Annotated in this window: 14 protein-coding genes; 9 read left to right on the plus strand and 5 right to left on the minus strand. The window is 74.6% G+C overall.

From position 1 onward, the window contains the following. Window positions 1-139: 139 nt before the first annotated feature. The 4 genes from LFA75_RS16060 to LFA75_RS16075 all read left to right on the plus strand — a co-directional run bounded on the left by LFA75_RS16060 (window position 140) and on the right by LFA75_RS16075 (window position 4,772). Window positions 140-1,033 carry an ABC transporter ATP-binding protein gene (locus LFA75_RS16060; protein WP_225234618.1) on the plus strand — a complete coding sequence of 298 codons (894 nt, stop codon included), beginning with the start codon at window positions 140-142 and terminating at the stop codon, window positions 1,031-1,033. Beyond that, window positions 1,030-1,848 (plus strand): ABC transporter permease, encoded by an 819-nt coding sequence (locus LFA75_RS16065; protein ID WP_225234619.1) that lies wholly within the window; start codon window positions 1,030-1,032, stop codon window positions 1,846-1,848. The genes LFA75_RS16060 and LFA75_RS16065 overlap by 4 nt, the downstream gene beginning before the upstream one ends. 23 nt (window positions 1,849-1,871) lie before the next feature. Continuing rightward, window positions 1,872-2,930, plus strand: a complete 1,059-nt coding sequence (locus LFA75_RS16070; RefSeq protein ID WP_225234620.1) for an adenosine deaminase — start codon at window positions 1,872-1,874, stop codon at window positions 2,928-2,930. Between the two features lie 228 nt (window positions 2,931-3,158). Further along, complete coding sequence (locus LFA75_RS16075) at window positions 3,159-4,772, plus strand: DEAD/DEAH box helicase (RefSeq protein ID WP_225234621.1); 1,614 nt, start codon at window positions 3,159-3,161, stop codon at window positions 4,770-4,772. A 215-nt stretch (window positions 4,773-4,987) separates the two neighbouring features. On the opposite strand, the gene LFA75_RS16080 is transcribed toward LFA75_RS16075, so the two are convergent. Both LFA75_RS16080 and LFA75_RS16085 read right to left on the minus strand, forming a co-directional pair. After that, window positions 4,988-6,343: a hypothetical protein gene (locus LFA75_RS16080; protein WP_225234622.1), complete on the minus strand. Its 1,356-nt coding sequence runs from the start codon at window positions 6,341-6,343 to the stop codon at window positions 4,988-4,990. 28 nt (window positions 6,344-6,371) lie between these two features. Further along, window positions 6,372-7,922, minus strand: coding sequence for an MFS transporter (locus LFA75_RS16085; protein ID WP_225234623.1), 1,551 nt, complete (start codon window positions 7,920-7,922; stop codon window positions 6,372-6,374). Between the two features lie 55 nt (window positions 7,923-7,977). On the opposite strand from LFA75_RS16085, the gene LFA75_RS16090 reads away from it, so the two are divergent. Continuing rightward, complete coding sequence (locus tag LFA75_RS16090; protein ID WP_225234624.1) at window positions 7,978-8,502, plus strand: TetR/AcrR family transcriptional regulator; 525 nt, start codon at window positions 7,978-7,980, stop codon at window positions 8,500-8,502. 7 nt (window positions 8,503-8,509) lie between these two features. Here the strand turns inward: LFA75_RS16090 and LFA75_RS16095 are convergent, their stop codons facing one another. From LFA75_RS16095 to deoC, 3 genes are read right to left on the minus strand one after another with little or no spacing between them, the layout of a single operon-like run. Continuing rightward, a complete protein-coding gene (locus LFA75_RS16095) occupies window positions 8,510-9,376 on the minus strand; it encodes an aldehyde dehydrogenase family protein (protein WP_225234625.1) in 867 nt (288 codons plus the stop codon). Then, window positions 9,376-10,812, minus strand: coding sequence for an aldehyde dehydrogenase family protein (locus LFA75_RS16100; RefSeq protein WP_225234626.1), 1,437 nt, complete (start codon window positions 10,810-10,812; stop codon window positions 9,376-9,378). The genes LFA75_RS16095 and LFA75_RS16100 overlap by 1 nt, the downstream gene beginning before the upstream one ends. After that, window positions 10,812-11,810: a deoxyribose-phosphate aldolase gene (deoC, locus tag LFA75_RS16105; protein WP_225234627.1), complete on the minus strand. Its 999-nt coding sequence runs from the start codon at window positions 11,808-11,810 to the stop codon at window positions 10,812-10,814. The genes LFA75_RS16100 and deoC overlap by 1 nt, the downstream gene beginning before the upstream one ends. Before the next feature lie 59 nt (window positions 11,811-11,869). On the opposite strand from deoC, the gene upp reads away from it, so the two are divergent. Genes upp through LFA75_RS16125 form a run of 4 tightly spaced genes read left to right on the plus strand, consistent with a single transcriptional unit; the run spans window position 11,870 to window position 14,272 of the window. Continuing rightward, the gene (upp, locus tag LFA75_RS16110; RefSeq protein ID WP_225234628.1) at window positions 11,870-12,493 is read left to right on the plus strand and encodes a uracil phosphoribosyltransferase; all 624 of its coding nucleotides are present in this window, start codon (window positions 11,870-11,872) and stop codon (window positions 12,491-12,493) included. Further along, a complete protein-coding gene (locus LFA75_RS16115; RefSeq protein ID WP_225234629.1) occupies window positions 12,493-13,389 on the plus strand; it encodes a Gfo/Idh/MocA family protein in 897 nt (298 codons plus the stop codon). The genes upp and LFA75_RS16115 overlap by 1 nt, the downstream gene beginning before the upstream one ends. Continuing rightward, entirely contained in the window at window positions 13,389-13,811 is a 423-nt protein-coding gene (locus LFA75_RS16120) for a DUF805 domain-containing protein (RefSeq protein WP_225234630.1), read from the plus strand. Before LFA75_RS16115 ends, LFA75_RS16120 begins: the two co-directional genes overlap by 1 nt. Then, window positions 13,799-14,272: a DUF805 domain-containing protein gene (locus LFA75_RS16125; protein WP_225234631.1), complete on the plus strand. Its 474-nt coding sequence runs from the start codon at window positions 13,799-13,801 to the stop codon at window positions 14,270-14,272. Before LFA75_RS16120 ends, LFA75_RS16125 begins: the two co-directional genes overlap by 13 nt. The last annotated feature ends 2 nt before the right edge of the window (window positions 14,273-14,274 follow it).

The raw sequence follows: 14,274 nt of genomic DNA on the forward strand, positions 1-14,274 counted from the left end.
CCTTTCCCGACGACGGGAGGGGCGAGGCACGAGTCCCCTCCCCGAGGAGGGAGCAGCTTCGCTCGCCGCGGCCGGGGAACGGCTCCTGATCGCGGTGCGGCGCGGAGCGTCGCAGTGTCATGGGGGACACTCGTCCCTCGTGAGCACCACCCCTGCGCCCGTCACCGAGCAGCCGACCACCCCGCTGGACCCCGATGCGGCGATCAGCGTGCGCGGGCTGGTGAAGCGCTACGGCGACCGCAACGCCGTCGACGGCCTGGACCTGGACATCCGGCGCGGGGAGATCTTCGCGCTGCTGGGCCCCAACGGCGCCGGCAAGACCACCACCGTCGAGGTGCTCGAGGGCTACCGCAGCCGGGACGGCGGCCAGGTCGCCGTCCTGGGCGTGGACCCGGCGGTGGGCGGACGGCGCTGGCGCTCCGACATCGGCATCGTGCTGCAGGCCGGCGCCGGCGACAGCCAGCTGACCTGCCTGGAGCTGCTCACCGCCCAGGCGTCGTACTATCCGGCACCGCGGGACCCGCACGAGGTGCTCGAGCTCGTCGGGCTGAGCGAGAAGGCCGGCGCCCGCGGGCGGTCGCTGTCCGGTGGCCAGCGCCGCCGGCTGGACGTCGCCCTGGGCATCGTCGGCGGCCCGGCCCTGCTGTTCCTGGACGAGCCGACCACCGGGTTCGACCCCGAGGCCCGCCGCCAGTTCTGGTCGCTGATCCGCTCCCTGCGCGAGCTCGGGACGACGATGCTGCTGACCACCCACTACCTGGACGAGGCCGAGGAGCTGGCCGACCGGGTGGGGGTCATCACCGCCGGACGGCTGGTCGAGGTCGCCGTCCCCGCCGAGCTGGGGGGCCGGGGCACCGCGCCCGCGGTGGTCAGCTGGACCGAGGACGGCCGCCGCCGCACCGAGGCCACCCAGACCCCCACCGCCCTGGTCGCCGACCTCGCCGCCCGGTTCCCCGGCGAGGTGCCCGACCTGGCCGTCGCCCGCCCGACCCTGGAAGACGTGTACCTGCAGATGATCGGCCAGACATCGTGACCGCCCCCTCGACCGCCACGAAGCTCCCGGCGCTGGCCCGGGTCTACCGGGTGCGCGCCGGCGTCGAGCTCAAGGAGTTCTTCCGGCAGCGGGAGTCGGTGGTCTTCACCCTGATGTTCCCGGTGATCCTGCTGGTGGTCTTCGGCGCCGTCCTGGACTACGAGATCGGCGGCGGGGTCACCTTCACCCAGTACTTCATGGCCGGGGTGATCGCGGCCGGCATCCTGGGCGCCAGCCTGCAGAACATGGCGATCGGCATCGCCACCGAGCGCAGCGACGGCACGCTGAAGAACCTGGCCGGGACGCCGATGCCCAAGAGCGCCTACTTCGTCGGCAAGATCGCCCAGGTCGTGGCGGTCACCGTGGCCACCATCGTGATCCTGCTGGTGGTGGGCGTGGTGCTCTACGGCATCGACCTGCCCAGCGGCACGCAGTGGCTGACCTTCACCTGGGTCGCCGTCCTGGGGTCCGCGGCGTGCACGCTGCTGGGCATCGCGGTGTCCAGCCTGGCCAAGAACGGCCGCTCGGCCTCGGCCACGGTCACGCCGTTCGCGCTGATCCTGCAGTTCATCTCCGGGGTGTTCTTCCGGTTCGACCAGATCCCGGAGTGGATGCAGACCATCGCCGCGGTCTTCCCGCTCAAGTGGATGGCCCAGGGCCTGCGGTCGGTCTTCCTGCCCGACGTGCTCGCCGCCCAGGAGCCCGCCGGCTCGTGGGAGCTCGGCCGGGTCGCGCTCGTGCTCACGGCCTGGGTGGCCGTCGGCCTGCTGCTGTGCGTGCGCACCTTCCGCTGGCGGGACAAGGCGGACGGGTGAGGCCGCCGGGTAGCGTCCCGGGGATGCCCGCACCGCTGACCCAGGAGACCCTCGTCCGCGCCCCCAAGGTGCTGCTGCACGACCACCTGGACGGCGGGCTCCGGCCGCAGACGGTGCTGGAGCTGGCCGACGCGATCGGCTACACGGGCCTGCCGGCCGACGACGCGGAGTCCCTGGGTGCCTGGTTCCGCCAGGCCGCGGACTCCGGCTCGCTGGTCCGCTACCTGGAGACCTTCGCGCACACGGTCGCGGTCATGCAGACCCCCGAGGCCGTGCAGCGGGTGGCCCGGGAGTGCGCGCTGGACCTGGCCGCCGACGGCGTCGTGCACGCCGAGGTGCGGATGGCCCCCGAGCTGCTCACCGCGATGCCGATCGAGGCCGCCGTCGAGGCGATGCTCGACGGCTACGCCGCCGGTGCCCGGGAGGCCGGCACGATCGGCGTCGGTGCGCTGCTGTGCGCCATGCGCCAGGCCGACCGGTGGGACGAGGTGGCCGGCCTCGTCGTCCGCTACCGCGACGCCGGCGTCGTCGGCTTCGACCTGGCCGGCCCGGAGATCGGGTTCCCCGCCGACCGGCACCCCTCGGCCATCGCCGCCCTGGACGCCGCCGGTGCGCACCGCACCATCCACGCCGGCGAGGCCGACGGGGTCGGGAGCATCCGGGGGGCCCTGGACGGCGCCCGCGCGGAGCGGCTGGGCCACGGCGTACGGATCGCCGACGAGGTGCCCGAGGACGGCGGTCCGCTGGGCCCGCTCGCCCAGCGGGTGCTCGACGAGCAGGTGACCCTCGAGGTCGCGCCGTCGTCCAACGTGCAGACCGGCGCCTACTCCTCGCTGGCCCGCCACCCCGTCGGCCGGCTGCACCGCCTCGGGTTCGCCGTCACCCTCAACACCGACAACCGCCTGATGAGCGGGGTGTCGGTGAGCAGCGAGTTCGCCGCCGTCGTCCAGGCGCACGGCTGGACCCGGGACGACGTGCAGACGGTGACCGAGCGCGCCGTGGCCGCCGCCTTCCTCGACGACGCCGACCGCGCCCGCCTGCTGGCGCGCGTGCGCGAGGGGTACGCCGCCCTCCCGGGGTGATCACCCCCACGGGTCCGCGGGAATGCCGGAGCCCGGATCGCTGCTAACCTGGGCGAGTCGGCGTTCGCCGGCCACACCTCCCGGGCGGTTCTGCCCGGGGTAGAGCGCATCCGTGCAGACCTCCCGCGTCACCGCAGACGCATCCTGGGGTCGCCCAGTGAGTCCCGCCCCCCAGGCGGGCCCGGCACTACATCACGGGACGCGCCCGATACGCATCGGAGTCCCCGCTTGTCCTCGTTCGACACTGTCGACACCAGCACCACCGTTCCCACCGACGCTCCCGAGGCCGTCGTCGAGACCGCCCCCGAGGCCGTCGAGACCGCCCCGGAGCCCACCGGCCCCTCGTTCGCCCAGCTCGGTCTCCAGCAGCAGCTGGTCACCGCCCTGGAGCGCAAGGGCATCAAGCACCCCTTCGCCATCCAGACGTCGGCCCTGCCCGACGCCATGGCCGGCCGCGACGTCCTCGGCAAGGCAGCCACCGGCTCGGGCAAGACCCTCGCCTTCGGCCTGCCGCTGCTGCACCGCCTCGGCCAGGACGTCCAGCAGGGCCGCCGCGCCCCGCGCGGGCTGGTCCTCGTGCCGACCCGTGAGCTCGCGCAGCAGGTGCACGACGCGCTGGCCCCGCTGGGCCAGTCCAACGGCGTGCAGCTCGCCGCGGTCTACGGCGGCGCCTCGATGTACCGCCAGATCCAGCAGCTGCGCCGCGGCGTCGACGTCGTCATCGCGACGCCGGGTCGCCTGCAGGACCTGATCAACCAGGGCGAGTGCTCGCTCACCGACGTCGAGATCTCGATCATCGACGAGGCGGACTTCATGTCCGACCTGGGCTTCCTGCCCGTGGTGAAGGAGCTGCTCGACCAGACCCGCTCCGACGGCCAGCGCCTGCTCTTCTCGGCCACCCTGGACGGCGAGGTCGACAGCCTGGTCCGTCGCTACCTCAAGGACCCGGCGCGCCACTCGGTCGTCACCGCGGCCGACGCCGCCCCGCCGGCCGAGCACCGCGCCTACAGCGTGTCCTTCCCGGACCGCCTCAAGGTCACCGAGCAGCTCGCCGCCCGCCCGGGCCGCACGATCATCTTCGTGCGCACCCAGCACGGTGCCGACCGGCTCGCCGACAACCTGCAGCAGGTCGGCATCAAGGCCGAGCCGATCCACGGTGGTCTGCCGCAGTCGGCCCGCCGCCGCGCGCTCGAGGCGTTCACCGACGCCCGCTCGCCGGTCCTGGTCGCCACCGACGTCGCCGCCCGCGGCATCCACGTCGACGACGTCTCGCTGGTCGTGCACTACGACCCGCCGGCCGACCACAAGACCTACCTGCACCGCTCCGGCCGCACCGCGCGCGCCGGTGCCGCGGGTGTCGTCGTGTCGCTGCTGCTGCCCGACCAGGTGGGCCAGGCCAAGCGCCGGTTCCGCCAGGCCGCCATCAACACCGACGTCTCCCGGATCCGTCCGGGTGACGCCCCGATCGCCGAGCTGGTCGCCGCCGGCGTCCACGTGGGGCCGGTCGAGCGCCCCGCCCGCCCCTCGCGGGGCGGCCGGGGCAGCGGCCGCCCGCGCCGGGACGGCGACCGTCGTCCCCCGCGTCGGGACGGCGACCGCTCGGCCCGCTCCTTCGGCGACCGTCCGGCCCGCCCGGCCGGTGACCGGCCCGCCTACGGCGAGCGCACCGAGCGCCCCGCCTACGGCGACCGCCCGGTCCGCTCGGACCGCCCCGCCTACGGGGACCGTCCCGCCCGCCCGTCGGGTGACCGGCCCTCCTACGGCGACCGGCGCCCCGGGGGCTCGCGTCCCCAGGGCGGCGGCGCCGGTGGGCGCCCGCCGCGCCCGGCCCGCTCGTTCTGAGCTGATCCACCGCTGACGGCCGGTCCCCCCACGGGGGGACCGGCCGTCGGTCGTCGTGGGGTCCCTGCAGGGGTTGATCATCGTCATCTGCAGGCCGGACGCGCCGCCCGACGGCGTGTCACCCCTGCACCTGACGATGATCAACAGCTGCCGGGCGGCGTGGCCGCCGCGGCCGCGGGTCCCGAACCCGGGGAGGCTGCTCCCCGGGTCCTTCTTCAGTCGCGGAAGACCAGGGCGGTGCTGATCTCGCGGACCAGCTCGTCCCAGGGACCGGTCAGCACGGCGGCGTCCTCGGCCCGCAGCGCCGCACCGGGGGTGGCCTCGGCGCGGGCGGCGGCCTGGCCCAGCGGGGTGCCCGGGGCCAGCAGCGCGTCGACGCGCTCCAGCCGGGCGTACTCGGCCAGGTCCCGGACGCCCTCCAGCGGCTGCACGAGCACGCTGTGGTCGACCAGCCCGGCCGCGCCGTCGGCGACCTCGGCGAGCACCTCGGCCACCTCGACCAGGTCGTAGCGGTCCTGGTCCACCGGCAGCGGCAGCGTGTCGGTGTCGGCCACCTCGGGCCAGGAGGCGACCTCGGTCAGGTCGTGGTCCTCGTCGCCGCGGACGAAGGCCCGCAGCTCCGCCGGGGTGCCGAACAGGTAGACCTCGCGGTCGGCGCCCAGGAAGCGGGAGTCGTCCTCGACGTAGCAGCGCAGGGTGAGCCCGGCGCCCTCGGGGACGACGACCTCGACGGGCAGGATGCCGACGCCCTCCCAGAACCCGGCCGCGGCGGCCACCGCTGCGGGGTCCACGGCGACCCGGCTGCCGCTGCTGATCGTGCTGGTGGGGGTGGCCGCGGCGGTGTCGCCCTCGACCACCTCGATGTCCTCGTCGTCGTCGTCCACCTCGTCGTCCCCGGCCGGCTCGACGGCGGCCGACTCGCTGGCCGAGGGGTACGCGTCGAGCTCGGTGGTGCCCGCGCCGGTCCAGTCCAGGTGCTCGTCGAGCTCCTCGACGACGTCCTCCCAGAGCTCGTCGACGGCGCCGCCGAGGCGGATCCAGGCGTCCTCGCCGGCCCGGCCGACGAAGGCGTCGATGCCCAGGCCGAGCATGGCGACCTCGGGCTTGGCCATCAGCTCGGCGACGGACTCGAACGCGGTGTCGTCGTCGTCCTCGTCGTCGTCCTCGTCGTCGTCCGGGGCGGTGTCGCAGACCTCGGCGAGCCGGCCGACGATCTCGAACGTCGCGGCGAGCTCCTCGACGGCCCAGCGGTCGGGGTTCTCGGCCATGACGTCGTAGACGCCGTCCAGGTCGTACCGGTGGTCGTCGTCGGGGGTGACGTCGGCGGCGTCGAGCCCGGCCACGACCGGCCACACGGGGTGGTCGGCCAGGTCGTGGTCGGTGCGGGTGCGGCAGAACACCGCCAGCGCCGCGGGGGAGGGGAACAGGTGCACCACGGAGGTGTCGCCCTTGGTGCCGCCGAGGAACGCCTGCCACTCCTCGCCGTCCTCCTCCCACGGCGGTGCCCACAGGGTGTAGCCCGTGCGGTCGTCGAGGGTGAGGGCGATGGGGACGATGCTGGGCCTGGCCACGGGCACATCCTGCCGTGTCCGGCTGGGATCAGCCCTGCGGGTCCACCGCGGGCACGGAGCGCTCCCGCCAGACGGTGGCGACGAGGACCGCGGCGGCGACCATCACGGCCACGCCGATGCCGGCCGCGACGTCCATGCCGGCGCTGAACGCGGCCCGGGCGCTGTCGGCCACCGCGGTCGCGGTGCCGCCGGGCAGGCCCTCGGCGACGTCCACGGCGCCGCCCAGCGTGCTGGCCGCGGCCCGCTGGCCGGCGTCCAACCCCTCGGGCAGCACGAGCCGGGCGGTGTAGACCGCGCCCAGGACACTGCCCAGCACCGCGACGCCCAGACCGGTGCCGAGCTCGTAGGCGGTCTCGCTGACGGCGCTGGCCTGGCCGGCCCGCTCGGGCGGTGCGGCCGTGAGGATGGCGTCGTTGGTCAGCGTCTCGGACAGCCCGGCGCCGGCGGCGACCAGGCCGAACGCCACGACCACCAGCGCGACGCCGGAGTCGGGCCCCAGCCGGGTGGCGACGACGTAGCCCGCCGCACCCAGCAGCAGCCCGGCCACCACCAGCCAGCGCACCGGGGCGACCTTCGCCAGCGGGACGGCGGCCAGGCCGGCGAGCACGGAGGCGACGAGGCCGGGCACCAGCAGCAGGCCGGCGTCCAGCGGGCTGACGTCCAGCACGAGCTGCAGGTACTGCGAGGTGAGCAGCAGCAGCCCGGTCAGCGCGGCGATGCTGAGCAGGTTGGCGCTGATCGCCGCGCTGACCACGCGGGAGCGGAACAGCCGCAGGTCCATCAGCGGGTCGGGGCCGGTGAGCTGGCGCCGGACGAACGCGACACCGCTGGCCACGCCGACCACCCCGGCGGCGACCCCGGCCAGCGGCGCGGAGCCGGCGGCGAGGGTCTTGATCGCGTAGACCACCGGCAGCATCGTCGACAGCGACAGCGCGACGCTGACCGGGTCGAGCCGGCCGGGGCAGGGGTCGCGGCTCTCGGGCAGCAGGACCGGGCCGACCACCAGCAGCAGGGCGAGCACGGGGACGTTGACCAGGAAGACCGAGCCCCACCAGAAGTGCTCGAGCAGCCAGCCGCCCAGGATCGGGCCCAGGGCGGCGCCGCCGGAGAAGCCGGCCGCCCACACCGCGATGGCCAGGCGGCGCTGCTGCCGGTCCAGGAACAGGTTGCGCAGCAGCGACAGGGTGGAGGGCATGAGCGCGGCGCCGAACAGGCCCTGCAGGGCGCGGGCGGCGATCAGCCACCGGACGTCGGGGGCGTAGGCGGCCAGCACGGAGGCGATGCCGAACCCGGCGGCGCCGATCAGCAGCATGCGGCGCCGGCCGAACCGGTCGCCCAGGGTGCCCGCGGTGATCAGCAGGCCGGCCAGCACCAGCGGGTAGACGTCCACCGCCCACAGCAGCTCGGTGCCGGTGGGCACCAGCGCGCGGGTGATGGACGGGACGGCGAAGGTCAGCACCGTGCCGTCCACGGACACGAGCAGGACCGGGAGCATCAGGACGAGCAGGCCCGTCCACTCCCGCCGTCCGGCCCGGGGGGTGCTGGCGTCGACCGCCGCGGCGGTCGGGGTGGTGCTCATGGTCCCTCGATCAGTCGGTGTGGTTCGTACCGTCCAGACGGTACAGTAATTGACCATGGCGAGACCGTCGAACCGCGACCGCGTGCTGGACGCCTACGAGACCCTGCTGGTCGAGGGGGCCGGGGCCACCGTCACCCTCGACGCGGTGGCCGAGGCCGGCGCGGTGTCCAAGGGCGGGCTGCTCTACCACTTCCCGAGCAAGGACGCGCTGGTCGACGGTCTGGCCGACCGGCTGCGGTCGCGTGCCGCCGAGGACGTCGAGCGGCTGCGGGCGGCACCCGAGGGCCCGGTCGCCTACTGGGTCCGGACGGCGAACGAGGACGTCGCGGCCGGGCTGTCCCGCACGTACCAGGCCCTGCTCGGGCTGGCCGGCACCGGTCAGCCCAGCGCCCGCCGGGCCATCGCCGACGTCGAGCGGGGCTGGAGCGCTGCTCTCGAGGAGCTGATCGCCGACCCGGTGGTGGCCCGGCTGGTCCGGCTGGTCGGCGACGGCCTCTACCTGGAGGGGCTCACCGGGCTGCCCGGCCCCGCCGACGACTCGGCCTTGATCGCGGTGCTCGAACGCCTCGCCCGCCCCTGACCGCCGGTCACACGCCGATCGGGTGCCACACCGTCTTGGTCTCCAGGAACGGGGTCATCCGGGACAGGCCGGGGTCGGCGGTCCAGTCCGACTCCTCGGCCGGGGCGCGCAGCACCCGCTTGAGGCTGCCGGCCGCCGAGCGCTCCAGCTCCATGGCCGCCGTCCCGGTGCAGCCGGCCAGGTCGATGCCGTCGACGTCGTCGTGCTCGGCCAGCCAGGGGCCGATCTCGCCGGCGTCCCCGGTGAGCAGGTTGGCCACCCCGCCGGGCACGTCGGAGGTGGCCAGCACCTCCGACAGCGTGATCGCCGGCAGCGGCCGGTCGTGCGAGCTGACCACCACGGCGGTGCAGCCGGTGGCCAGCACCGGGGCCAGCACGCTGACCAGGCCCAGCAGCGAGGACCGCTGCGGCGCCAGGACGACGACCACACCCGAGGGCTCGGGCACCGAGAAGTCGAAGAAGGGGCCGGCGACCGGGTTGGTGCCGCCGAGCACCGAGGCCAGCTTGTCGGTCCACCCGGCGTACCAGACCCAGCGGTCGACCGCGGCGTCCACGGCGGCCCGGGCCTTGGCGGCCGACAGGCCCTCGCCGGCGGCGACCTCCTCGGCGAACTGGGCGGCGCGGCCCTCCATCACCTCGGCGACCCGGTAGAGCACCTGGCCGCGGTTGTAGGCGGTGGCGGCCGACCAGCCGGCGAAGGCGCCGCGGGCGGCCACGACGGCGTCCCGGGCGTCCTTGCGCGAGGCCCACGCGGCGTTGGCCAGGAACCGGCCGCGGCCGTCGGTGACCTCGTAGGTGCGGCCGGACTCCGTGCGGGGGAACTTCCCGCCCAGGTAGAGCTTGTAGGTCTTGCGGACCTCGAGGCGCTCGGGCATCAGGACTCCTTCAGGTACGCGCGCAGGCCCAGACGGCCGCCCTCGCGTCCGTAGCCGGACTGCTTGTAGCCACCGAAGGGCGACGTCGGGTCGAACTGGTTGAACGTGTTGGCCCACACCACGCCGGCCCGCAGCTGGTTCGCGATCGACAGGATCCGCGAGCCCTTCTCCGACCAGATGCCGGCCGACAGCCCGTAGGTGGAGTTGTTGGCCTTGGCGACCGCCTCGTCCGGCGTCCGGAAGGTCAGCACGGACAGCACCGGGCCGAACACCTCGTCGCGGGCGATCCGGTGCGCGGGGGAGACGTCGGTGAAGACGGTCGGCTTGAACCAGAAGCCGCGCTCGGGCAGCTCGCCGGCGGGCTGCCAGGGGTGCGCGCCCTCGGCCTCGCCGATGTCGACCAGCTCCCGGATCCGGGCCAGCTGCTCGGCGGAGTTGATCGCGCCGATGTCGGTGTTCTTGTCCAGCGGGTCGCCGACCCGCAGCGTGCCGATCCGGCGCTGCAGCGAGGCGATGACCTCGTCGTGCACCGACTCCTGCACCAGCAGCCGGGACCCCGCGCAGCAGACGTGGCCCTGGTTGAAGAAGATGCCGCGGACGATGCCCTCGACGGCCTGGTCGACCGGTGCGTCGTCGAAGACGATGTTCGCCGCCTTGCCGCCGAGCTCCAGGGTCAGCACCTTCTGCGTCCCGGCGACGGCGCGGGCGATCTGCTTGCCCACCTCGGTCGAGCCGGTGAAGGCGACCTTGTCCACGTCGGGGTGCTCGACGACCGCCCGGCCGGTGTCGCCGGCGCCGGTCACGATGTTGACCACGCCCGGGGGCAGGTCGGCCTGCTGGCAGATCTCCGCGAACAGCAGCGCGGTCAGCGGGGTGGTCTCGGCCGGCTTGAGGACGACGGTGTTGCCCGCCGCCAGGGCCGGGGCAACCTTCCAGGCCAGCATCATCAGCGGGAAGTTCCACGGGATGACCTGGCCGGCCACGCCGTGCGGGCGGGGGGCGGCGCCCAGGCCCACGTGGTCGAGCTTGTCGGCCCACCCTGCGTGGTAGAAGAAGTGCGCCGCGGCCAGGGGCACGTCGACGTCGCGCGACTCGGTGATCGGCTTGCCGTTGTCCAGGGTCTCCAGGACCGCGAACTCCCGGGCCCGCTCCTGCAGCAGGCGGGCGATCCGGAACAGGTACTTGCCGCGGTCGGCCGGGCGCATCGGGCCCCAGACCCGGGTGAACGCCCGGCGGGCGGCGCGGACGGCGCGGTCGACGTCGGCGTCGGTGCCCACCGCGATCTCGCTGAGCACCTCCTCGGTCGCCGGGTTGACCGTCTTCAGGGGGGTGCCCTGGCCGGGGGTGAACTCGCCGTCGACGAACAGGCCGTAGCTGGGCTGCAGGTCCACGATCGAGCGGGACTCGGGGGCGGGGGCGTACTCGAAGAGGCTCATCAGTCGACGCTCACGTGGTCGGGGCCGGAGTAGTGGCCGGTGCGGAGCTTCTGGCGCTGCAGGAGCAGGTCGTTGAGCAGGCTGGAGGCGCCGAACCGGAACCAGTCGGGGGACAGCCAGTCCTCCCCGACCACCTCGTTGATCATCACCAGGTGCTTGACGGCGTCCTTGGTGGTCTTGATGCCGCCGGCGGGCTTGACGCCGATCTGCACGCCGGTCGCGGCGCGGAAGTCGCGCACCGCCTCGAGCATCACCAGGCAGACCGGCAGGGTCGCGGCGGGGGAGATCTTGCCGGTGGAGGTCTTGATGAAGTCCCCGCCGGCCAGCATCGCCAGCCACGAGGCCCGGCGGACGGCGTCGTAGGTGCGCAGCTCGCCGGTCTCCAGGATCACCTTCAGGTGCGCGGACCCGCAAGCCTCCTTGACCGCCACGACCTCCTCGAACACGTCGAGGTAGCGGCCGGACAGGAACGCGCCGCGGTCGATGACCATGTCGATCTCGTCGGCGCCGTTGGCCACGGCGTCCCGGACGTCGGCGAGCTTGACCTCCCGGCTGGCCCGGCCCGACGGGAAGGCGGTGGCCACGGCGGCGGTGTGGATGCCGGTGCCGGCCAGGGCGTCGGACGCCACCCCGGCCAGGTCGCCGTAGACGCAGACCGCGGCCACGGCGGGGCAGCCGGGGTCGGTCGGGTCGGGACGGCGGGCCTTGGCGGCCAGCGAGCGCACCTTGCCCGGGGTGTCGGCGCCCTCCAGCGTGGTCAGGTCGACCATCGAGATGGCGGTGTCGATGGCCCAGGCCTTCGCCGTCGTCTTGATCGAGCGGGTGCCCAGCTGGGCGGCTCGGGCCTCGGCGCCGACCTGGTCCACGCCCGGCAGGCCGTGCAGGAAGGCGCGGAAGGCGGCGTCGGACCGGGTGACGTCGGCGAACGCGTCGGGGGTCCCGCGGGGCGGTGGCCCCGGGAGGTCGCCGAGCGCGGTGGGGTCCAGCACGTGCGTCATGCCCGCCATCATCCCCGATGCCGCCGACAGGACAGCTGCCTGCCGCTACGGTGACCGCCGTGCAGCTCACCGTCGTCGACCACCCGATCGCCCGCGCCCGACTGACCCGGATGCGCGACGAGCGCACCGACAACGCCGCGTTCCGCGCCGCGCTGCGGGACCTCACCGAGCTGCTGGTCTTCGAGGCCACCCGCGAGCTGGCGGTGGAGGAGTACGAGATCACCACCCCGGTGACCACGACGACCGGCTACCGGCTCGCCGCACCCCCGCTCATCGTCCCGGTGCTCCGGGCCGGTCTCGGCATGGCCGACACCGCGCACTCGCTGCTGCCGGAGTCCCAGATGGGCTTCGTCGGGCTGGCCCGCAACGAGGTCACCTTCGAGCCCGAGGCCTACATGGCGTCGTTGCCGGAATCCCTGGTCGGCCGCGAGGTGTTCGTGCTGGACCCGATGCTGGCCACCGGCGGCTCGCTGGTGCACTGCTGCTCGCTGCTCACCGCGCGCGGCTGCACCTCGATCACCGTGCTGTGCGCGCTGGCCGCCCCCGAGGGCCTCACCCGGCTCGAGGAGTCCGGGCTGCCGCTGCGGGTCTTCACCGCCAGCGTCGACGTCGAGCTCAACGACAACGCCTACATCGTCCCGGGCCTGGGCGACGCCGGCGACCGCCAGTTCGGCGCCGTCTGATGCGCTTCGCCGTCCTGGGCAGCGGGTTCTGGGCCACTGAGGTGCACGCCGCGTCGCTGGCCGAGCACCCCGACGCCGAGCTCGTGGGCATCTGGGGCCGGGACGCCGGCAAGGCGCAGGCCGCCGCCGCGCGCTACGACGTCCACGGCACCGACGACCTGGACGCGCTGCTGGCCGACGTGGACGCCGTGAGCATCTCGGTGCCGCCGTCCGTGCAGCCCGACCTGGCGGTGCGGGCCGCCGAGGCCGGCTGCCACCTGCTGCTGGAGAAGCCGGTCGCGATGACGGTCGCCGACGCCGACCGGGTCGCCGCGGCCACCGCGGCGGCCGGGGTCGCCTCGGTGGTCTTCCTGACCTACCGCTTCCGGACGTCGGCGACCACCTGGCTCGAGCAGGCCTCCCGCTCCACGCTGGTGGGCGGCGCGGTGACCTGGCTGGCCAGCACCTTCGCCGCCGACAGCCCGTTCCGCGGGTCGCAGTGGCGGGCCGAGCCCGGCGCACCGCTGTGGGACCTGGGCCCGCACGCCCTCTCGCTGCTCACCCCCGTGCTGGGGCCGGTGGTCGCCGCGCAGGGCAGTCGGGCCGCCGACGGCACCGTGAACGTGATCCTGGAGCACGAGGCCGGGCAGACCAGCACGCTCACGCTCTCGGCGACGGCCTCCCCGCTGTCGGCCGGCGAGGAGTTCTGGGTGCACGGCGACGCCGGTCGCCTGGTGCTGCTGCCCGAGGAGGGCCGCACGGCCCACCTGGCGCACGCGGTGGCGGTCACCGAGCTGCAGGCGGCCGCGCTGACCGGCGGGGCGCACCCGTGCGACGCGGCGTACGGCGCCGAGCAGGTCCGGGTGCTGGCCGCCGCCGAGGCGGCCATCTCCGCGGGGGCGCGGCAGCAGGTCTGATGGCCGGGTCCTGGTACCTGCCGCGCGGCCGCATCCCGCGGCGGCGGTGGTGGCTGGGCTACGTGGTGGCGTTCGTGCTGCTCGGCCTGCTCACGACCTGGGTCGACCGGACCTGGTTCCCCGACGCCTTCCCGCAGGTCCGCGGGGACGACGGGTTCGACGTGCTGTGGCCCTTCCCGGACACCGGTGGACCGGTCACCGCGGTGACCGGCCTGCTGCTGCTGGTGCCGAACGTCGGCGCGCTGGTCTGCCGGCTGCATGACCGGGACCACTCGGCGCTCTGGCTGCTGTGGTTCCTCGTGCCCCTGGTCGGCTGGCTCGTGCTCGTCGTGACCGTGGGCTTCCTGCGGGGCACCCCGGGTGCCAACCAGTACGGTCGTCCACCGGGGACCGGGTCGGAGGGGGCGTCGTGGAGTTCGTGAACTGGTACGTGCGGCGGGGCCGCATCGACCGCCGGGTGTTCTGGCTGCACTACGTGCTGCCGACCACCCTCCTGACCATCCTGGCCGTCGGCGTCGACCTGTCCTTCGGCGACACCAACCTGATGGCGGTCGCCGAGGGCCGCGAGACGGTGCTCGAGCTGGGCGCGGCGACCACCGTCATCGGCTACCTGACGATCCTGCCGACGCTGAGCTCCCAGTCCGCGCGGCTGCACGACCTGGGCCGGTCGGCCTGGTGGCTGCTGCTCAACGCCGTCCCGCTGTTCGGGCAGCTGGCGCTGCTGGGCATCTGCGGCTTCGTGCCCGGCCAGCCCGTCGCCAACCGGTACGGCCCGCCGACGACCGGTCCGGCCGTGGCCGGGCCCGTCGTCGCCCCGGACCAGCCGTGGGTCCCCGGTCCGGCGGACCGGGCGCCGGACTACCCGCCGTCGGACTGGCGCTGACC

This window comes from Klenkia terrae (genome assembly GCF_900491935.1).
Classification (GTDB): Bacteria; Actinomycetota; Actinomycetes; order Mycobacteriales; family Geodermatophilaceae; genus Klenkia; species Klenkia terrae.